This window comes from Bacteroides muris (ex Fokt et al. 2023) (assembly GCF_024704895.1).
Taxonomy (GTDB): Bacteria; Bacteroidota; Bacteroidia; order Bacteroidales; family Bacteroidaceae; genus Bacteroides; species Bacteroides muris.
Map to the genome: position 1 here is coordinate 11833 of NZ_JAMZEE010000013.1, position 21776 is coordinate 33608.

The window sequence follows — 21776 nt, forward strand, 5'->3', positions numbered from 1 at the left end:
TACTTTATCGGCGCAAAAGTAATCATTTTAATTTATTATATCGGCAAAAGTCTCTGCTGTTTCACACAGTTTTTCTTTTTTTAGTGTGTGAAAGTCCAATAATAATTCATACATTCGCAGATGATATGTGCACAAGGCGCATTTTAGGCCAACAAGCAAAAAAATTATGATAGAATACATCAAAGGCGGGATTGCCGAACTAAGTCCGGCAACCGCAGTAATAGATTGCAACGGACTGGGATACGGTGTCAATATTTCATTGAACACGTATGCCGCCATCCAAGGCAAAAAAGAATGCAAGCTATATATATACGAAGCTATCCGTGAAGACGCCTATGTCCTCTACGGCTTCGCCGACAAGCAGGAACGCGAACTATTCCTGCTGCTCATCTCCGTGTCAGGAATCGGCGGAAACACAGCCCGCATGATTCTCTCGGCACTCTCGCCATCCGAACTGATAAATGTCATCAGCACGGAAAACGCCAATCTGCTGAAAACAGTCAAGGGCATCGGACTGAAAACTGCCCAACGGGTGATTGTGGACTTGAAAGACAAAATCAAGACCGGCAGTGTGGCAGCCGACAATACCGGAACCATGGGTACTCTCATATCGGCCGCCAATACGCAAGTGCAGGAAGAAGCCGTAGCAGCCCTTACCATGCTGGGATTTGCACAAGCCTCCTCACAAAAAGTGGTACTTGCCATTTTGAAGGAAGAGCCAAGCGCACCGGTAGAACAAGTCATCAAACTGGCATTAAAGAGATTATGACAACAATCCACATACAACATTGGTTAAAGGCCAATCAACGTACTCGTGTATTGCCAACGGATAAATGGTATCTGAACTTTGCCACAAGTATCCTACCCTCCGTCAAAGCCTCTCCCCTATTCTGCAAGGAAGACTGCCGCACGCAAGCAAATACGGCCATTGCTCTCAGCATGTACTTTCAAGATGCTATTGCCCAAAACGGAGGATGGAAACTTTTCACCGAAGTACATCGGAAAGTATACGGAAACCATCTGCCGTTTTATCTGCCAGCTGATAATTATGTGCCCGATGAAATAAATCCGGAGGACATAGCGTTCGTACTATGGACCTTGAAATCACAGCCTGGCTCTCCCAACCAGAACTACACCCTGTTCAGCCCTTATGACAAAGAGCTACTTGCGCTGAGCCAAACTGTGTACAAACTGATGGACGCACGTTTTGAAGAAGCTCCCATCCGAGAAGAAGCATCCTCCTGTCTTTGGGTGACGGGAACCGACTTGCCGGACATGCCCATTACTCCGCTTCCGGAAGTCACTCCGGAAACCAAGTTGGGCAACCTGACCTCCCGCTGCCTGAAATACAGCAAAGGGAAACCGTTGCTATATTTCACCAACTATAAAGAGCTATGTACTTTCTTCGTCGATATACTGGGATGGGAAAACAAACCATCGGCACTGCTACCCGACTTGGAGCATAAAAAGGAATTCGTAATCTATGCCAACACCAAAGGTATGCTCATAGCCCACAACGTAGCTGCCTGCTTCCGTGAAGCGCATAACCCGATGTATGATGCCAAGCGTGCGGCAGCGGAAGGATATGATATGTTCTGCCAACCCGGCTATTGCCCCTTCGACCTGCTGAAATACGGAATGGCAAAAGGAATTCTACCCGACGTGGAACTCCCCTTCCCGAAAGGAAAAGAAATACTGCAACAAAACTGGGACTTCATAGCCCGCTATTATCTACGTCAATATTATGAAGGCGAATAATCATTCTGGAATAAAACCAAAACGAAACAACAAAACCAAGCCAACCGGTAAACGAATTGGTAAATCAAAACCTTCGAAAGCGAACAATCAGCTTAACAGAAGGGTCAAATAATAAAAAATGGATTATTGATAATTGCCATGCGGTTTCACGAAACACACTGCACAGTTCAATTATCAATAATCCATTTTCCCATTATCAAAGTTCCACAATCTCTTCCTTGCACAACGTCAGTTTCTCTACTCCATCTGCCGTTACGACCCAAGAGTTTTCGATACCGACGGGACCGATGCCCGGCAAAACAATCTTTGGCTCCAATGCAAAGACCATGCCCGGTTCCAGTTCCTGTTTCACGCGCGGAGCCAATACCGGCATTTCATTTATTTCCAGACCGACGCCATGTCCGATGAACTTAGCCTTTTGAGTGGCTCCCATAAAGTTATCGGCAAAGCCCGCTTTGGTGACAATATTGATAGCGAGATTGTAAAGGTCCTCACAAACGGCCCCCGGTTTCACCTTTGCTACAACAGCCTCTTGTATGTCCAGACAAACCTGATGGGCAACGTATGCCTTTTCCGGCAACTTTCCGATGGAAAATACGCGGCTCATGTCGCCCATATAACCATAAAAGTTTCCTCCCATATCGACCATAAAGCTATGACCGGGCTTCAACAGTGCACCGTTTACGCTAATAGGCAGTGACGGGTCAAGTCCCTCGCCTCCCAAAGCAAAGTCATAGGGGGCAGGCACAGTGGCATTGTCTCCTGCCAACAGACTTCCCATAAAAATTTCCATGCTTTGCCCGAAGGTGCGAAAAATGCCCAGACAACCTTCCAAACGCATCAAGCGCTCTATTTCTATGGATAACCGGCAATCTGTCATTCCCGGTCTGTAAACCGAAGGTATTTGTTCATAAGCCTTGGCATGTGCAATGCCGGAACGACGGAACATCTCAATCTCCATTCCAGTCTTGACACTTCGGGCTTTCCGGATAAGGGCCGTACCACAAGGAAGCACCTCCGTCTCAGGGAAACAAGTAGCCAAACGGTTATATTCCGTAAAAGACAACTCGTCCCCCTCCAGCATCAATCTAGCAGGTATGGACAAGCCGCATTCCTTCAACAAATCAGGGAGTTGTTCTGGTTTACGGATAAGATGTATATGTTCCCCTTTGATATTGTTGGGACGTTTGATAAATAAACGGGCAGGAGCATTCAACGGCAAATACAGATAACCACTGACAACACGTCCGTACGTATAGATTAAATTTACATTACAAGCGATAAGAGCGGCATCAATCTCTTGTTGAGCCATGAGAGAGCGTATTTTATCACGTCTCAGTTTCAATTCAGGTAGTAACATCTCTTTGTCATTTATGATTTCGTGCGACAAAGATACAATTTTTTCATTGAGAATGGAAAGTTAAGAATAGCACTGCATTATATAAACATGCCATAAGGCCAATTTTCCATTCTCAAAAAAAGTACTGCCCCATACCTTCACAGGCGTAGGGCAGCACAAACCACAAATACAAATACAACTAAACAAAGTTTTTCTCTTAGATAATTCCCTGACCCATCATGGCATGAGCCACCTTCATGAAGCCGGCGATATTCGCTCCTTTCACGTAGTTGATGTAGCCGTCAGGTTCTGTCCCATATTTTACGCATTGAGTATGAATTCCGTGCATGATGGCGTGGAGTTTTTCGTCCACTTCGGCTGCACTCCAGCTGAGGTGCATGGCATTCTGTGACATTTCCAGTCCGCTGGTAGCCACACCACCTGCATTGACAGCCTTGCCCGGTGCATACATAATCTTGTTTTCGATGAAAAGGTCGATAGCTTCGGGCGTACATCCCATATTGGATATTTCGCCTACACATGTCACCTTGTTGTCAATGAGGCGTTGTGCATCTTCGCCGTTCAGCTCGTTCTGGGTAGCGCAAGGCAGAGCGATGTCCGCTTTCACTTCCCACGGGCGTTTGCCTGCCACGAAAGTAGAGCCGGGGAATTCGTCGGCATACGGTGCCACGATATCATTGCCCGATGACCGAAGTTCCAGCATATAATCTATCTTTTCGCCACTGATGCCATTCGGGTCGTATATGTAACCGTCGGGACCGGAGATGGTAACCACCTTGGCACCCAGTTCGGTAGCCTTGGTAGCAGCGCCCCAAGCCACGTTTCCGAAACCGGAGATGGCAACGGTCTTGCCCTTGATATCAATACCTTTAGTTTCTAACATCTGGTTCACGAAGTACAAGCCGCCGAATCCTGTTGCTTCAGGACGAATCAACGAACCGCCAAATTCCAGTCCTTTACCGGTAAATGTGCCCGTAAATTCGCGAGTCAGCTTCTTATACATACCGAACATATATCCCACTTCACGACCACCTACGCCAATATCACCGGCAGGCACATCCATATCCGGGCCAAGGTGACGCCATAATTCCAGCATGAAAGCCTGACAGAAGCGCATGATTTCAGCATCGCTCTTTCCGCGCGGAGAGAAGTCGGAACCACCCTTACCGCCACCCATAGGCAATGTAGTCAAAGCATTCTTGAAAGTCTGCTCAAAGCCCAAGAACTTGAGGATGGAGAGATTTACGGAAGCATGGAAACGAATGCCACCTTTGTACGGGCCAATGGCATTGTTGAACTGTACACGATAGCCAAGGTTCGTCTGAACTTCACCCTTATCATCCACCCACGTAACGCGGAAAGTAAATATACGGTCAGGTTCGACCAGACGTTCTATAATTTTTGCTTTCTCGAACTCAGGATGTTGGTTATAGATATCTTCGATGGAAAGAAGAACTTCCTTTACGGCTTGAAGATATTCAGACTCGCCGGGGTGCTTTGCCTCTAAAGAGGCCATGATACGTTCGATATTCATAATATTACGTTTTAAAGGTTATTACCTTGTTAACTAAACGTTATTCAAGCAAAGTGTCAACGAATAACACCGCAAATATAGGAAAACTTTTCAGAATAGCTAAACTTTACGGTTAGATTTTGATTAAAGAATGATAAAATGTCACTCCGGCATCCTCTATTCATACCTAAGCGGTCTATTCTTCTCGTATTCTGCCTACAGTTCGCTATAACAGTATAAATATAGAAAATTATAATAAAAAAATAAGAAATGACGAATAATTTACGAAAAAAGACACAATCCTCACGGACTATGCCTTTCCAATTGTTAACTTTAATTCTTAAATACTTGTATTAAATCTGCAACATAACAATTACTTTGCACGGACAATCTTCATAATTTCTTCAATCCTTTTACCTCTTCTTTTGTTGCTTCTCGAACACTGATAGCCACCCCTCCACTACTTGCCAAGGGTTGACGCAGCACACTCTTTGACGTTACTATGCCACGACGGATGTCATAGCTCTGCGGATTATCTTTCCAGTCTGCATCCCGACCATCTGCATAAACGGTAACAACATATTTCCTTCCTTCGGGTAAGAAAGAGAAAGGAATAGTTGCCGTACGGGGATGTTCGTCGGTAATAGCACCTATATACCACTCTTGTTTTCCTTTGGCTTGACGAGCCACCGTGATATAATCACCCGGTTCGGCTTCCAGATACCAAGAATTGCTCCAATCCACCGCTACATCCTTAATAAATTGAAACGCATCGGGAAAACGGCGATAATTGTCCGGAAGGTCTGCTGCCATCTGTAACGGAGAGGGCATCGTTACATATAGAGCTAATTGTTTTACCAATGTAGTACCCGCCTGACCTTTAGGTTTCGAACCATTATAATACGAAAGTTTTGTCTGGAAAATACCAGGAGTGTAATCCATCGGACCACCCTTCAACCGAGTAAACGGCAAAATACAAGTATGATCCGGATCATTGCCCCCCATAGATTCAAACTCACCACCACGGGCAGATTCTTGCGCTACCCAGTTGGGCCAGGTCCGGCACAAGCCGGTGGGACGAACAGCCTCGTGACTATCTACCATAATCTTATAATCAGCAGCACGCTTCACCACATGTATATAATGATTGTTCATCCATTGTGAGGAATGATATTCACTACGGGGAATAATTGAGCCCACATATCCGGTCTTTACAGAATTATAGCCATTATCTACCATAAATTGAAAGGCTACATCCAGCTGCCGCTCATAATCGGCAGCATTAGCAGCCGTCTCATGATGCATGATAATCTTTACCCCCTTTGATTTGGCATAGGCATGCAGTGCCGCAACATCAAAGTCCGGATAAGGTTTGTCAAAAAGGAACTGACGGTCCTTACGATAGGATGCCCAATCTTCCCAACCTTCATTCCAGCCCTCAACCAATACCGCATCAATACCATTCTCCGCCGCAAAGTCTATGTACTCTCTTACATGTTCAGTATTGGCCGGATGATGTCCATTAGGAGTTAACTTTGAATAGTCGGTTATGCCAGGTTTAGCCTTATAATAGTCGCTATACGCCCATGTACCTCCTCCACCAGTAAACATCTCCCACCAGACACCGATAAATTTCTGTGGCTTAATCCAAGAAGTATCTTCCAGCTTACAAGGTTCATTCAGATTAAGAATCAACTGGGAAACAAGGATGTTACGTGCATCGTCACTAACCATAATTGTACGCCACGGGGTATGCAACGGTAATTGCAGATATCCTTTCTTTCCTAATTTATCGGGGGTAAGATGAGCAGAGAAGTTAAACTCTTTATCATCCACATTCAGCAACATGGCAGAATAATCGACCAAGGCAGCTTCATGAATATTGATATAAAGTCCTTCGGTAGTCTTTATCATAAGAGGTGTTTGTACTGTGAATGAAGTCGCTTTAGCTTCATATCCTTTTTTACGTAGATTACGTTCCATAGCTTCGCGCACTTCGGAAACGGCCGCAGTAGTATAGGCAAACTCATTCGTATCATAATCACCGGGAATGCAATAGAGTGTATGATTACCGGTCAGATTGAATTCCGTCAGTTCGTCTTTTACCGTCAGATAATTCATGGTTTTCTGCTCCGGCAACTCATAACGGAATCCGAGTCCATCGTCAAACAATCGAAAACGTACAATCATCGTACGGTCGTGCTTTGCCGGTTGTGAGAGAGTGACAGTAAGTTCATTGTAATGGTTACGGACTTTTTCATACTCTCCCCATACAGGCATCCAGGTTTCATCAAAAGTAGAATTTGTTGCATCAAGAATCCGGAAACCATTTGACAAATCCGCTTCTTCCATAAGTATTCCCAAGGCAGAAGGTTCTACAACCGTCTCTCCTTTGTAATATAAGCTATAGACCGGCACCCCCTCGGAATCAAGCACCACATTGAGTTTCAGATTCCCATTGGGAGATAACAATTCGTGTGCCATAGCCACACAAGCAATTCCCAGAAATACAACTGTTAATAATACATGTTTCATATACATCCGTTATTGTTGATATATAAAATATTGATAAGGTTCCATCGTCATTACCGTAGGCAACTTCACATCCACACCGGCAATCATATCGGTCATGGTCTTGCCAGCATGCTCCATAGGTACTTTCACTTGTACAGACTCATTGGCGGTATTCACCATGACTAGCATGCCATGACTGCCTGCTGCCCGATAAAATGAAGCGACATCTCCGGTAGTATAAACTTCCAGTTCACCACCACGTACGCTGCTCGTAGCTTTATAGGCTCTGATGATTTCTGCCATCTCTTGCGCAAAGGCTTCATTGGACTTCAAGTCTATAACTCCGTAATTGAAAAAGTTAAGTGACCGCGGATAGGCTGCTTCCTGCGAACTATAAATAAGAGGTATCCCCTCGAGCATGGTCGCCAATACAAAAGCAGACATGGCACCACGCTCACCGCCATAACATTCTATCGGTGAAGCCTCACTTGCCTGGTCATGATTAGTAGAATAGCGTAACCGTAACGTACCCTCCGGCATTCCCTCCAATTCGGAAATATTCATAGCATAAAGGTCAGCAAGTGAGCATTTACCGGCATAATAGTCTTTCAGTCTACTATGGAAGTTCCAGCCGTAGAGCAGGTTGAAACCATTGTTCATTAAAGACGTTTTTCCGCCTTCGGCAAGCATCAGCAGATTATTATCAAGTGTACGAAGCTCGGCGATTGCTTTCTTCCAGAAAGTATCTGGTACCCCCTCGGCATAATCACAACGGTATCCGTCAATACCAATTTCTGTTACCCAATACTTCATGGCATCAATCATGGCTTGCTGCATGGTTTCGTTGTCGAAGTTCAAGTCGGCAACATCCGCCCAGGGCTGTTCTTGAGGTTGTACCACATTGCCATTTGCATCCTGCGTATACCAATCCGGATGCTCAGTAACCCAAGCATTGTCCCACGAAGTATGGTTGGCAACCCAGTCGAGAATCACTTTCATTCCTTTGGCATGGGCAGCATCTACCAGCTCTTTCAAGTCTTTTTTTGTTCCGTAACGTGTATTCAGCTTTTTATAATCCTTTATACAATAAGGTGAATTCACACTTTTCAGTACTCCCGGCTCATTTACAGGCATCAGCCAAAGAATGGTAGTTCCCAAACTCTGAATACGACCAAGATCTGCTTTGATGGCAGAGAACGCATTTTCTTCGGCAAAGATGCGGGGATTTGCCTCATAAATCACCATATCCGAAGCCATGTATTCTTCCTGCGGAACGGAAACCGACTCCATGTCATTCTGACTATCACTACACCCCATACAAGAATGTAGCATCGTAAAGAGCAGTGTCGCAATTATTACTTTTTTCATATTTCTACTTTTTATCTATACCTATACTCATTGGCGGAACTGATATCTGCAAAAGGAGAAACCAAACTCTCCAGTGATGGACATTGGCAAAAAAGATACTAAGACTTAGTACTAAAAATCCCGGAAGCCAATACTAAAAAACAGAAGAGCTAAGAGACAACTCCTTCCCAAGGCTTGGTTTTTCTATCCCAAGCCTTGGGATAGAAAAACCAAGCCTTGGGACATATATCCGCAAGATTGAAAAGAGATATCCTATCCCCAATCTCATTCCGCCAATAGGTCATTTAACATCTTTATTACTATACAAAACTCATTTCAAGTAATTATTCTGATTAGAAACAAAAGCCACTTCAGATTCCGGTTCAGAATCTCCGTCCGGATTGTCAGGGTCAATCTCCTCACCAGCTATGTCCGTAATACGGAAATAATAATCTCGATCAAGCGTCACTGCTGCGAGGTCAAATTGTGAGCCTCCATTGTTATTATTCATTATCAGATTGTAAGTCAACCCCTTATTTGCTTCACCTGTATCGTAATAATTATACGTGACACCTTTTATCTCAACACTACCGGTTGGTAATATTCCTGGCCAATTGCCAAAGAGTTCCGGTATATCATTTCCCCACGCATATATAGTTGTTTCTGCCCATCCGGACTGGTCTTCAATAAATATGGCATAACCATCATGGATGACCACTGCATCCGGATCTATTTCCGTCCAACCGCTTTCTGTGATTTCCAAATATATGTCACGGTCAAGAGTAAAGTTCTGTGGTCCATCAAATTGTGAACCTACTCCATTATCGTTAAATATCAAATTGTAAACCAACCCCTTATTTGCTTCACCAGTATCGAAGTATTTATAGGTAATTCCTTTTATCTCAACGCTACCAGTAGGTGAAATGCCGGGCCAACCTCCAAAAAGTTCCGGCAAATCATTTCCCCACGCATAGAGTGTCAGTGCATCCCAACCTGTATTGTCCATCACGAACACAGCATAACCGTCGTGGGTCACTTCACTTGGGTCTTCCGGCTCCTCAAAATAAGCATTCCAGCGGGTTACCGTTATATCAGTGCGAGTACCTACCTTAGCCGAAATTTGATGTAAAGCATCCCCATTCTGCAAAGTACGCTCTATGCCTTGTGTCTTAGAAACGAAATAAAAGCCATCGGCAAGTGTCTTTCCATTAACAAAATCTTCCGGATAGAGGTATATGCCCCATTTAACATCATTGTTTGCAGCTTTCTCCATCTGCCACTTAAGGTCTCCGGAAGCAGCATCCTGACCTCCATTGAAATCGCCTGCAATATAAATTATTTCATCGGCACCAGTTCCTTGGGGCATAATCACCTCCAGCAAGATGGCATCGCTACGAAGTTCAAATTGCGGCAACTCATGGTCAAACACAATTTCCTCCTTGTCACAACTACTGATGAAAGCTACAAAAAGCAACAAAAGCCATAGCGGATTACATATATATTTTTTCATTGTTACTATTATTATAGGATGATTAATAATTAGGATTCTGTACCAGTCCCGGATTTACCATAAGGGCAGACTGGGGCAAGGGATACCACTCGTATTTGCGGTCACGTTTAGCCGGATAGCTTAAACCGTCGTCCGTGGCACGGCCAAAGAACCACCATTGTCCTTGCGTAAACTTATCGAAACGACGCAAGTCTGTACGACGACGGCGCCCCTCTCCCAAGAATTCAAGTCCCCATTCACTCAACATCCAATCCATATCAAAGGATGCAAAACCGGGACCGGGCTGTTCGAGAGCCGACTTATCTGTAAAATAGCGTGTTTTTACTTTATATACCAGTTCTTTAGCGCCTTCCGCATCACCTGCACGCATTTTACATTCAGCAAGAGTATAGACCACTTCACTCAAACGGAATTCCACCTCATCGATGTTTTGGAAATCAATGCCTGCACTCTCCGGATAAACCGGATATCTTACCAAACGGACACCTGAATTCGTTTCACCCCAGCGAGGTGACATGACAGTCTCCAGATTACGTCCTAAATTAAGGAACGTACCCACCTGGTCCACATAAACCAAATCCTGACCGTCACGATCGGCATCTGCTTTCAAAGCCGCACCTTTACCATAGTTGGCTTTAATAGCCCCTTTCAAGAAAATGCCTTGATAATTTCCTGTTGTTTCATTATACACATAGTTCTGCTTACGGATATCTTTATCGTGGAAACGTTCATAAACTGCACCTAACTTATCACCGTAGTCGGTAAGAAAGCTCTTAGGATTGTCAGTACCACCATACGGCTGTACATTTCCAGAATTATCCCATGAAGGTGCCAAGCATACACAATTCCATCCGCTCTGGCTGTATGTACCTCCAAAGTAATCCCAACAATTGTAAGGCATGAAAGGCATGTTACGCATCCAACCGGTATTGACCTGACCTACTTCCATCGCCAATGCCATTACAACTTCCGGACATTCTACATTGTCTATCGAATAAATATCACGATAGTCATCGGCAATGCCGTAAGTACCATAATCGCCATTCAGAATATTTTGGCAAAGAGTGGCACACTCACTATAACTATTTTGTTTGATAAATACCTCGGAATTCAGCAACAAGCGCATCTTAATCATACGATTGGCAGCTTGGTTCATGCGATTGCGGGTCTTTCCAGAACCATCTTCTTTCATAAGGTCTGTGACTGACTCATCCAATTCCCGACCGATAAAATCGTAGATAATCTTGCACCCCTTATCAAAATCAGTATCTGCTGAACCTGGGATTTCCGCACCCGAAGAAATGTTCAAGGGAAGTGCTCCACCCCAAATCTCAAAGATATTGTAGTATGCCCAAGCACGCAGGGTACGTACTTCGGCAATATAACTATTCAAAGCATTCTCGGTCATGCGTATAGATACGGGGCTGATTGCCTGCAAATCTGTAATAAGCGTATTGCAAAGCCCGATAGTGGTCCACGCATTCTCCCAAGTCTGGCGAATAATGGTTGATTCTGACGTCCAGGTATGTGAAGACAAAGCAAACTTCAATGCCTCATCCCATCCCCAAAGTCCGCCGTTCCAACTGCGCCATGCCACCTGGTCGGCAGAAAACTCCTGCAAATACCAGAAGTATTCCAAATAACTATATGCAGCTTTCGAATAGATGGCTGCCACTGCCCCCTGAACACTCGTCTCATCTTGATAATAAATTCCGGCATCCACACGGTCGAACACTTTCTCGTCCAAATTAGTACAAGAGAAAAGTGAACATGACATAATCATCGCCAATAACCAACGACATTTTATATATTTCATATCTTTCATATTTTTAATAATTTGTTTCTCATTTATTTAAAGCGAAGAGTCACACCTAAACTCAATTGAGTTGCTGTAGGATAAGCACTATTACTATCTACTCCCGGCTGGATACCATTCACATCTATAATTGAAGGGTCATTGCCAGAGTATCCAGTCAAGGTAAACAGATTCTTGGCAGACAGATATATGCGCATATTATCCAGTAACTTACGGTTCTTAGGAGTAAAATTATATCCCAAGGTTACATTTTCCAGTTTTATGAAGCTGCCATCCTCCAGGAAATAGGAAGATATTACTCCACCACCGGTACGAATATTCTTATCTTCCAGATACGCAGAGCGAAGAACATTATCTGTACCACATCCCTGAAGCCCCATACCATATTTACGCATGTTGAATACATCAAAGCCGAATGTACCGCGGAAGAATACACTCAAATCAAAGTTTTTCCAAGTCAGGTTGTTACTCCAAGACAAGAAGTGCTTGGGAGCACCATTGCCAATATAACGTTTATACTTGGCATCAGCCTGAGAAATCGGTATTTGCTCATCTTTGTCATTCAAAATAAGCATATTGCCATTTTCGTCAACACCTGCATATTCATAACCGTAGAACTGCCCTATCTCTCCCCCTTCCTGCACACGGAAGAAATATTCGCTGGAACCAGTACCCGGTTTTAAATAAAGGTCAAGATAAGATGCCTTGTAAATATCGTTAGAAAGTTTGGTCAACTTAGTCTTTCCATAAGAATAATTGATTCCGCTCGTCCACTTCACTGCTGTCTTAGTAAGGATATCACCATCCAAAGATACTTCTATACCGGTATTTTTCGTTGTTCCAACGTTAACCAAAATAGTGGAATAGACAAAAGGCGGTTGAGGTGCCGTGTACGTATAAAGCAAGTCTTTAGAACTACGGTCAAAATACTCCACTGAACCACGTAAACGATTCCATAGAACAAAGTCAACACCCAAATTAATCGCAACGCTCTTTTCCCAAGCCAAATCCGGATTAGCATTACTGGAGGGAGCATAGCCCGTTACCCAATGCCCGTCAAAAAGATAACTGCCATTGGTATTGTAAGTAGAAAGTGATTTATAAGCATCAAAATCCGAACGACCGGTAATACCGAAAGAAACACGTGGTTTCAAACTAGTCAATACTTTCCGGGTATTCTTCATAAAGCCCATCTCCATCATTTCCCAAGCCAAAGAGGCTGCTGGGAAGTACCCCCACTTTTGGTTAGTACCAAATTTGGAAGAGCCTTCATAGCGCAACGAAGCCGATGCAAAAAGCATATCCTTCCAATTATAGTTCAACCGACCAAAGAAACCAATAAGTGTCGATTCAGAGCGACCACTATATAAACTTGCCAAACCATCCTTCAGATAAGAGCCACTGCCCAAATCCCAATATTTCGTATTATCAAAAGAGAAGTCGTTGTTACTACCACCAATCTGTTCCCAGATAGAATTCTCATAAGTATAGCCCACTACAGCCTTAATATTGTGGTCGCCCAAGTTCAGTGCATAATTGCCCAACCACTCCAATCGATTGGTATACCATTTCTGATACTTCATTTCCGCACGTCCTTTATAACCATTCCAATAGGACTCCGAACCAGCAGACGAAGCATAATATTGTTGCTTCATGTCATTGTAATGCAATGAGTAACTTAATGTTGTATTCAACAAATGCTTTTCTGTCTGCAAAATATTCAGTTTTGCCTCAGCCGTGCCCAACAAATACATACGCTGACCGTTGTTATCTCTCAAAGCAAGCTCCGCAACCGGATTGGTTGCACCCGTAGGAGAAGTAGGCTGATAATACGAACCGTCTGCATTATATACCGGCATTGTAGGATTCATTGTGAGTGCCCTATCGAAGAAACCATCATTTCCCCAAGTCTCATTTACACGACGTGCACTCAACGAACCGTTGAATTGTAAACGATTCTCCAGTACACGCTGTTCCATAGAAAAACGACCTCCAAATTCTTCACGACCACTCACGATGTCAAGTCCATTGGCACTTTTGTAATTGAAGGAAGCACCATAGAAACCATTCTTTGTGCTACCATCAATAGATATATATTGGTTTGTGTCGTATGCTACATCACGAGTAATCAATCCATACCAGTCAGTATCGGCTCCATAGTCTGTACCTCGTCTCGAACGTCGGAATTCATCAGCCGACAGAATATCCGGAGAGGGCTTGGCTACATTAAAAGCGATGTAACTGTCATATGTGACTACCGTTTTTCCTGCTTCGCCCGAGCCACGTTTTGTTGTAACCAAAATCACACCATTGGCACCTCGCGTTCCGTAAATAGCAGCTGAACCCGCATCTTTCAATACCGTAATAGATTCAATATCCTGTGCAGCGATGTTACGGATATCGCCACCTGCCACACCATCTATGACAACCAAAGGACTATTACTTGCAGAAACAGATGTTGCACCACGCACTTGTAATGAAGAACTGGAGTTAGGATTGGCAGCTGCCTGCGTATTGACATTCAAGCCCGCGACTTTTCCCGATACCATTTCCATCGGATTATTCATAGCCCCCAAATTAAAATTTTTCTTATCCACTTGTACAATGGAACTGGAAACTTCTTTTTTACTCAATGAGCCGTAACCCACTACTACAACTTCTTCCAACACCTGCTGGTCATCATGCAAGACAACATCAATCTTGTTTCTACCGGATACGTTCAGTTCCTGCGTTTGGTAACCTACATAAGAAAAAATAAGTATTGCATCAGGATTGACATTCGATAACACATAGTTACCGTCAATGTCAGTTATCACTCCCGAAGTTGTCCCCTTTACCAATACACTTGCACCGATAAGACCTTCACCCGTAGCATCGGTCACCTTTCCTTGTACCTGGTATTGTTGTGCAACAGCAACACCAGTCATCATAAGAAAACCTAGTAAAAGGATTATGCGCTTTTTAAGGCATCTCTTTAGACTTTTTTCTTTCATCTTAATTAGAAATTAGTTAAACAATAAATAGATTGACGCAAATGTATTATCAAAACAAACACACGATTTGGGCTGAGATAAAAATCTAAAGACCTGCAATAGTCAATCAACTATAAAACAACGCATTACAAAATACTATTGCTACTAATTTCTAAATTATTTCTAAACTTTTTAAGGCAGAAAAAAGCCTCAAGAGGAGGATAAAATCAAAAAGAAGTTATTTTCATCACTCGTTCTTCAAAGTCCTCTTTACAAAGAGACTTGTTTTTTAGCTTGGAACGATAAGTATAAATGGTAGTTATGGAGTAACGCAAAAATTCTGCAATACGCGCACTGTCTGTAATACCTAAACGAATCAATGCAAATATGCGCAGTTCGGTAACAAGCAATTCTTCATTTTTAGGATGCAATTGTTCTTCAACTGGCAACAAACGATTAAATTCTTCTACAAAGTTAGGGAATATCTTAAGAAAAGACACATCGAAATTGTGATAGAACTCTTTCAACTCTTGATTTATGAAACGGTCGGACTTCAATGTACGATATAACTCCTCAAGTTTACCGGCAGCAGCCTGCTTGTTCAACATGCGGCGATATTCTTCCATCTTACTTATATAAGAGGAACTTAAACTAAGGAAACGTCCCAAATACTCTTCCTTAATGTGGTTGGCTTCCGTAAGAGTCTGATTAGCTTGTAATAATCGTTCATTAGCCTCGTGTTGAGACTTGTTAAGTTTCTTCAATTCACTATTCAATATATTCAATTGGGAATTGGCAGCAACAACCTTTTTACGGGCATAAGACAATTTTTTCATTTGCCATAGCACACACAATACTGTCAATAGAAGGAAAACAGAAAGGAGACATATGCCTGTAATAAATATTCTCTGCCGCTGTTGCTGCATTTCCTTTTCTTGCTGATAAGCACGATCTATAAGCGGAAGCATCTTGGAAGTCTGCGAGCTACGCAACCGAGTGGTATAATAATTAGCATCTTCCATACTAATCTTGATATAGTGATTAGCACGTTCCAAATCGCCCATTCCATAAAGTAATTCCGCCAATGCGCACAAAGAATAATTTTCTTTCACCACTGCCCTAATGTCAGCAATGGCACTGCTAATACGTGCTTCCATTTCTTTTTGCTTGTTCCCCACGACATGATAAGCAAAAGCCAGAATTGAAGTAGCTACTGCATACTCACGCGTATTGGATTTCAACCGGGGTAAAAAATTCTTCAATAAACATATAGCCTCCTGACTTTTTCCCTGGTCAATGAGCTGGGGTGCATGCACGACTACATATCTATAAGTATCTTCCGGTACTAGGCTGATTATAGAATCCCTATACAAATTTGCTATCCGAAGACAATTGTTCACGTAGTTCCGATCAGTGGCGTACTCTGCCTGATAGAGATATAGGTTTTCAAAACAGACATAATAGTCCACTATATTTTCACCCTCCAACGTGTTACGAGGAAGCGATTTCAGTAATTCCATTGCTTCAACAAAAAGGCCCGAAGTATTTAGAATATGTACTTTATTTAATATAGAACTATTTATCCATTGCCTATTATTTAGTCGTGTGGCAATAAGAATATTTTCATTTATATAATGTAATGCAGAATCACTGATATAAGAATTATATTCGGCAAAAAGACGATTTTGTATCAGATAACGCTCCATGTCAGTAAGCTTCCCTTGATTCAACTCATCCTTTATCAAAGAGATATACCGTTCTTTTTCTTCCTCGTATTGTCTACGCATCACGATAGTTTTATCCAGAACAGACAAAAGGCTATCGGTTGCAGATGCATACACACCAAGCGAACATGGCAACAGCATTATTATTAAAATCAAGATACGCATCATAGGTTAACATTGTGACATAATGTCGCAAAGTTACAATTTTCTTCTGTTATGAAAATACGATTTTAGTATTTTCTTTAGCATTATAAGTCCTACATCATAGGGATTATACATCTAACGGAATTCATATTTCCTCTACTTCAGATAGCTTTTAAAGCTTTTATGACAGTTTTCAAACCTTGTTTTGCCTAATAATGGCTAACATTGCAACCGAAACCAAAGGTTGACATCAACATGAGAAAGACATTATTATTTTTATACCTTTTATCTCTCGGCAGTATTGCCGCATACGGACAAACCCGCCTGACCCAAGACCCCAAACTGGAACGGCAACTCCACGAAAGCGGACTGATACATCAACCCCTACCCTTGGATATTGAAAACTCTTTCGAAGCCAACGGCTGGAAAAAGGAGGTCCTGCAAAGCGCTCCCCTCACTTGCTCGGCAGGTACAGAGGGATGGAGCCATTCCGGTGCAGGAAGCATGTCCTTCAGTACGGAAAAGAGCATTTCCGGAAAAGGCAGCATCAAGCTGCAATTCCCTACCTCTACCGGAAAAAGAGCGACCGGCTCTCCTTCCGACCCCGACTATGCCACCTATGGAAACAGCAGTGTCACTTATCATCTGGATGGTGCCAATCTGGAGAAGTACAACCGCATTGTATTCTCCATCTACCCCGACTGCGACGGGGCACGTATCGTCAACATGAACCTCACATTCCATAATGCAGATACTGCAGCCAAAAAAGGGTACAATCCACCTTCGGGTTCACATCTTATCAACCTTGTCAACAAGGAGTGGAACCAATGTTTCCTCGAAATAGACGAGTATCAACGCGATAAAGTAATGTCCATAAGCTTCAGCACAGCCCTCAAAGGCAAGGACCGGACAACGGGAGATTCAGCAACCTACTACTTAGACAACCTCCAGTTGCAAACAGTGAAAGCCCCCGAGAAAGTCAGCGGGTGGATACCCGCCGATGGAAAAATCTCCTATTCGACAACCGGCTATGCCATCAATCACCCTAAAACCGCCCTTATCAACACAAACGTCACCATAGATGCCGGTAAACGCTTCCAACTGCTTACCACGGACGGAAAAGTGGCTTACGAAGGAGACATCCGGGAAGAGACAACCACCCTCGGACGATTCGGTCTCATCGACTTCACCTCCTTCGACCTTCCCGGAGAGTATCGGCTGAAAGCCGGCAATTCATTGACCCCTGCCTTTCGGATTGGAGAACGGCTTTGGGAAGATTCACAATGGAAAGTGCTGAACTTCATCTTCTGCCAGCGCTGTGGACATCCGGTTCCCGGCAAGCATTCCACCTGCCACGTAGACCTCATGTCCCGACATGACGGACGCAGCATCTCCTACTCCGGCGGATGGCACGATGCAGGAGACTTGTCCCAGCAAACCCTGCAGACGGGAGATGTGGCTTTTGCCCTGCTCGAAGCCTATAATAAACAAAGAAACATCAATCCCGCCCTCGCCGCCCGCCTGCGTGAAGAAGCGGAATGGGGAATAGAGTTTATCCTGAAGAACCGCTACGGTGATGGCTATCGTGCCAGCAGCATGGGATTGCTAATCTGGCAAGACGGTGTGTTCAACACACTGGATGACATCTCTTCCGTACGTGTACAGAACATGGCATTCGACAACTTCCTCTATGCCGGATACGAAGCTTACGCCTCCATGACGCTGGACAACGACCCAATGCTACAGGAATACCTGCTGCGCGTGGCCGAAGAAGATTTCGCTTTTGCCATGGAGAAGTTCAAAAAAGACGGCTTCGACAAGTTCATCCAGCCTTACGAACACAGCTACAATACTTCGAAAAGCCAGTACATGGCTACCATCTCCTGGTCGGCAAGCCAATTATACAAGCTGACCGGAAATCCTTCTTATGCGGACATCGCCACCGAATACATCCGCTACACCCTCGACTGCCAGCGTACGGAACCGCTGAAAGACAAAGACAAGACACGCGGATTCTTCTACCGGGACAAATCCAGCAAATCCATCGTACATTACATACACCAGTCGCGCGAGCAGGTCTATATGCAGGCCATGGTGATGCTTTGCGAAACCCAGAAGGAACACCCCGATTACCCCAAATGGGTGAATTCCATACAACTATATGGAGACTATCTGAAAGGAATAATGAAGTATACCCATCCCTACGGCATGATTCCAAGCGGTGTTTACCATGCGGAGGAATATAAAGATACCACCAACTTCTATGCTCTCCATCTGTTTCCACCTGCCAATGCCAAGGAACTGTACACGGAACAAATTAAACAAGGAGTACAACTGGACAAAGAGCACTACATGAAACGCTTCCCAGTGTGGTTCAACATTTTCAACGGCAATACAGCTATCCACCTTTCCAACGGAAAGTCTGCCGCCATCTGCGGAAACTTCCTGAAGGACAAGGAACTGCTCAACATCGGTCTGGAACAATTGTACTGGACCGTAGGCAAGAATCCTTTCGGACAATCCTTGATTTACGGAGAAGGACACAACTATCCGCAACTGAATACCTTCTCTTCAGGAGAAATGACAGGAGAGATGCCCGTTGGTATCCGTACCCTGGGTAACGACGATGTCCCCTATTGGCCGCAAACCAACAATGCCTGTTATAAAGAGGTATGGGTTACCTCGGCAGGCAAATGGCTGTCTCTGACTGCGGAATATTAGACTATTAAGAATTGAAAATCAATAAATAACAATTAACAATCTACTAAATTATGAGACATTTGCTATTTTTATTCTTTACGGCCTTCACTTTGTTGGCACATGCACAAGCATCCGAAGGTTATCCGGCAAACTATGCCAAAGCTCCCCGCTTCAAAGCATTGATTTATTACACACAACATGTGGAAGAAGCACACGTACAATTTGCAGAACAAGCAACTACTTTCTTTAAGAAGCTCAATTACGGTGACGGCTTTGTTCTGGATATTACTACCGATTTCTCAAAATACCCATACGAGAAACTGAAAGAATACAATGTTATTATCATGCTTAACACATCCCCCAACACCAGGGCCGAACGCGATGCTTTTGAGCAATACATGGAAAACGGAGGCGGTTGGGTAGGTTTCCACGCAGCTGCCTACAACGACAAAAACACGCATTGGCCCTGGTTCGTTAAGTTTCTTGGTGGTGGGGTGTTCTATTGCAACAACTGGCCTCCCCAGCCGGTATTGGTCGAAATCGACAACGAAGAACATCCCGTTACCAAGAATCTGCCTGCATCATTCGTGGCTCCCGCCAGCGAATGGTACCAATGGACTCCCAGCCCCCGCCAGAACAAGGACGTAGAGGTACTCTTGTCCCTATCTCCCAAGAACTATCCACTGGGTATCAAGGATGTAGTAAATTTTGGCGACTTCCCCATCGTATGGTCTAACAAGAATTACAGAATGATTTACCTAAATATGGGGCATGGTGACGAAGAGTTTATCGACGGTACACAGAACCTGCTATTGGTTAATGCTTTCCGCTGGGTAGTAAGCAAAGATAAAAACGGTGACCCGTTCCTCAAATAACACTTTTATGCCGAAACAAGTTCTTTTTCTCCGAAAAGCACTTGTTTCGGTTGTTTTATACAGAAAATGCGACAAGCATTTAGTTACTGAAAAGTCCGCTGAAGAACTTTAGCTCTCCAGCGGACTTGGTGTATCAGGCTATGATTTCTTTGTTTAGAGTTTACTCTGTCTTAATCTGAATCTTGGTGATTGTTATATCACCGCCAATGATGAGAGCGGTTTCTGATCCGCCATTCATTGTTGCCGCCATACCTTCCGAGATTTTGAATTCCAAGAAGTCCTCACCAGCGGCAAGAACGATGTTATTATCGCTTTCACCACCATCGCGGATGAAAGGAGCCCCCCACCAACCGTCGCACAGACAGAAAGTCTGAGGAGCATCATGGTGAGTGAACGTGAACTTAATAGTCTGGCCGGCTTCCGGCGTTATTACCGAGAGGTCAAGTTCAGATGCCGGGAGATACCACCACCAGCCAGTAGTGCATTCGCCCGCCCAAAGCGTAGGATACTCGCGGAACAACTCAATCTTCCTTAGTGTGTAGTTAACACCACCGACAATGATGCCACCACCAGCTTCCAGAGTTTCTGCCATACCCTGCGATATGGGGAATTCAAGTTCGGTAGTACCGGCAGCAACCGACACGGTGTTATTGCCTTCGCCGTCAACATCGGGCGCCCCCCAGTTAGCATCACATACGCATACACTAGCACCATCGGGATTATCGAAAGTAAGACGAATCATAAGACCTTCATGAATCAGAATACCTTCAAGATTCAGCTGCTCTGATGTCAGATACTGCCAGCTATCCCAATCTTTGATATAGACATCGCCTTTCCAGATTGGAGCATATCCTTCACCTCCGGTTTCTTCACTGCCACCTACAACCTCGTCAGACAACGTTACCTCCGGCAAAGTATACTTCTTGCCGCTGCAGTCTTCGAGGACAACTTCGGCCGGCCCGGCTTTTATGCCCATTGGCGAATAAATATAGAGAGTCCCGGTAGCTTTGCGCTTGAAGTCGCTTGCATCTACAACAATGTCCTTGCCTTCTTCACCGGGGAAGTAAGCCTTGGTGATAAATTCGAGGTCGTTGCCGTACACCTCCACACATTCGTTGATTTTTATTTCCTTGTCAAGAGGAGCCACACGCAAAGGCTCGGGCTTGCCAATAGTCAGCGTCATGACCGACTCTGCCGATTCACCGTAGGCTTCTATTGTTACTGTTCCCCCCTCTGCAGAAACGCCGGCAGGAGTTATTACAGAGATATAGCCGTTGCCTACTTTGGTAATGTTGTTCACAGAGACATTGCCAGGGAACACAACGGAAGTGGCCTTCTCAAGACCCGTACCAGTGATGGTGACAACCTGTCCTTCCATAACTTTTGTAGGCAGGACGGACTTCACCACAAGCACATCGTTGGCATCCTCCACATCATCATCACTGCACGAGGTCAGTGCCATGTTCGACAGCAATGCGAATCCTGAGACCAGAAGATATATAATATGTTTTTTCATAAATCTTATTCGTTTGAAATTTCGTTG

Annotated in this window: 13 protein-coding genes; 4 read left to right on the plus strand and 9 right to left on the minus strand. The window is 44.1% G+C overall.

All coding sequences use genetic code 11. The features are described from left to right. Nucleotides 1–166: 166 nt before the first annotated feature. Together ruvA and M1B78_RS07220 are read left to right on the plus strand one after the other, a co-directional pair. Complete coding sequence (ruvA, locus tag M1B78_RS07215; protein ID WP_257940275.1) at nucleotides 167–769, plus strand: Holliday junction branch migration protein RuvA; 603 nt, start codon at nucleotides 167–169, stop codon at nucleotides 767–769. Next, nucleotides 766–1758: a DUF3843 family protein gene (locus M1B78_RS07220; RefSeq protein WP_257940276.1), complete on the plus strand. Its 993-nt coding sequence runs from the start codon at nucleotides 766–768 to the stop codon at nucleotides 1756–1758. The genes ruvA and M1B78_RS07220 overlap by 4 nt, the downstream gene beginning before the upstream one ends. 196 nt (nucleotides 1759–1954) lie before the next feature. Here the strand turns inward: M1B78_RS07220 and M1B78_RS07225 are convergent, their stop codons facing one another. The 8 genes from M1B78_RS07225 to M1B78_RS07260 all read right to left on the minus strand — a co-directional run bounded on the left by M1B78_RS07225 (nucleotide 1955) and on the right by M1B78_RS07260 (nucleotide 16682). Beyond that, on the minus strand, nucleotides 1955–3118 hold the full coding sequence (locus M1B78_RS07225; RefSeq protein ID WP_257940277.1) for a M24 family metallopeptidase: 1164 nt from the start codon (nucleotides 3116–3118) through the stop codon (nucleotides 1955–1957). 196 nt (nucleotides 3119–3314) lie between these two features. After that, complete coding sequence (gdhA, locus tag M1B78_RS07230; RefSeq protein WP_136010301.1) at nucleotides 3315–4652, minus strand: NADP-specific glutamate dehydrogenase; 1338 nt, start codon at nucleotides 4650–4652, stop codon at nucleotides 3315–3317. 372 nt (nucleotides 4653–5024) lie between these two features. Continuing rightward, nucleotides 5025–7172: a glycoside hydrolase family 97 protein gene (locus M1B78_RS07235; RefSeq protein ID WP_257940278.1), complete on the minus strand. Its 2148-nt coding sequence runs from the start codon at nucleotides 7170–7172 to the stop codon at nucleotides 5025–5027. Nucleotides 7173–7175: 3 nt separating this feature from the next. Continuing rightward, nucleotides 7176–8513: an alpha-amylase family glycosyl hydrolase gene (locus M1B78_RS07240; RefSeq protein ID WP_257940279.1), complete on the minus strand. Its 1338-nt coding sequence runs from the start codon at nucleotides 8511–8513 to the stop codon at nucleotides 7176–7178. A 310-nt stretch (nucleotides 8514–8823) separates the two neighbouring features. Next, a complete protein-coding gene (locus M1B78_RS07245) occupies nucleotides 8824–10002 on the minus strand; it encodes a hypothetical protein (RefSeq protein ID WP_257940280.1) in 1179 nt (392 codons plus the stop codon). A gap of 22 nt (nucleotides 10003–10024) precedes the next feature. Continuing rightward, nucleotides 10025–11818, minus strand: a complete 1794-nt coding sequence (locus M1B78_RS07250; protein WP_257940281.1) for a RagB/SusD family nutrient uptake outer membrane protein — start codon at nucleotides 11816–11818, stop codon at nucleotides 10025–10027. A 32-nt stretch (nucleotides 11819–11850) separates the two neighbouring features. Continuing rightward, on the minus strand, nucleotides 11851–14811 hold the full coding sequence (locus tag M1B78_RS07255) for a SusC/RagA family TonB-linked outer membrane protein (protein ID WP_257940282.1): 2961 nt from the start codon (nucleotides 14809–14811) through the stop codon (nucleotides 11851–11853). Between the two features lie 206 nt (nucleotides 14812–15017). Beyond that, on the minus strand, nucleotides 15018–16682 hold the full coding sequence (locus M1B78_RS07260) for a DUF6377 domain-containing protein (RefSeq protein ID WP_257940283.1): 1665 nt from the start codon (nucleotides 16680–16682) through the stop codon (nucleotides 15018–15020). 231 nt (nucleotides 16683–16913) lie between these two features. Between M1B78_RS07260 and M1B78_RS07265 the strand changes: the two genes are divergently transcribed. Next, on the plus strand, nucleotides 16914–19379 hold the full coding sequence (locus tag M1B78_RS07265) for a glycoside hydrolase family 9 protein (RefSeq protein ID WP_257940284.1): 2466 nt from the start codon (nucleotides 16914–16916) through the stop codon (nucleotides 19377–19379). A 50-nt stretch (nucleotides 19380–19429) separates the two neighbouring features. Beyond that, nucleotides 19430–20233 carry a ThuA domain-containing protein gene (locus M1B78_RS07270; RefSeq protein ID WP_257940285.1) on the plus strand — a complete coding sequence of 268 codons (804 nt, stop codon included), beginning with the start codon at nucleotides 19430–19432 and terminating at the stop codon, nucleotides 20231–20233. Between the two features lie 160 nt (nucleotides 20234–20393). Here the strand turns inward: M1B78_RS07270 and M1B78_RS07275 are convergent, their stop codons facing one another. Next, on the minus strand, nucleotides 20394–21749 hold the full coding sequence (locus M1B78_RS07275; RefSeq protein WP_257940286.1) for an IPT/TIG domain-containing protein: 1356 nt from the start codon (nucleotides 21747–21749) through the stop codon (nucleotides 20394–20396). Nucleotides 21750–21776 lie beyond the last annotated feature (27 nt).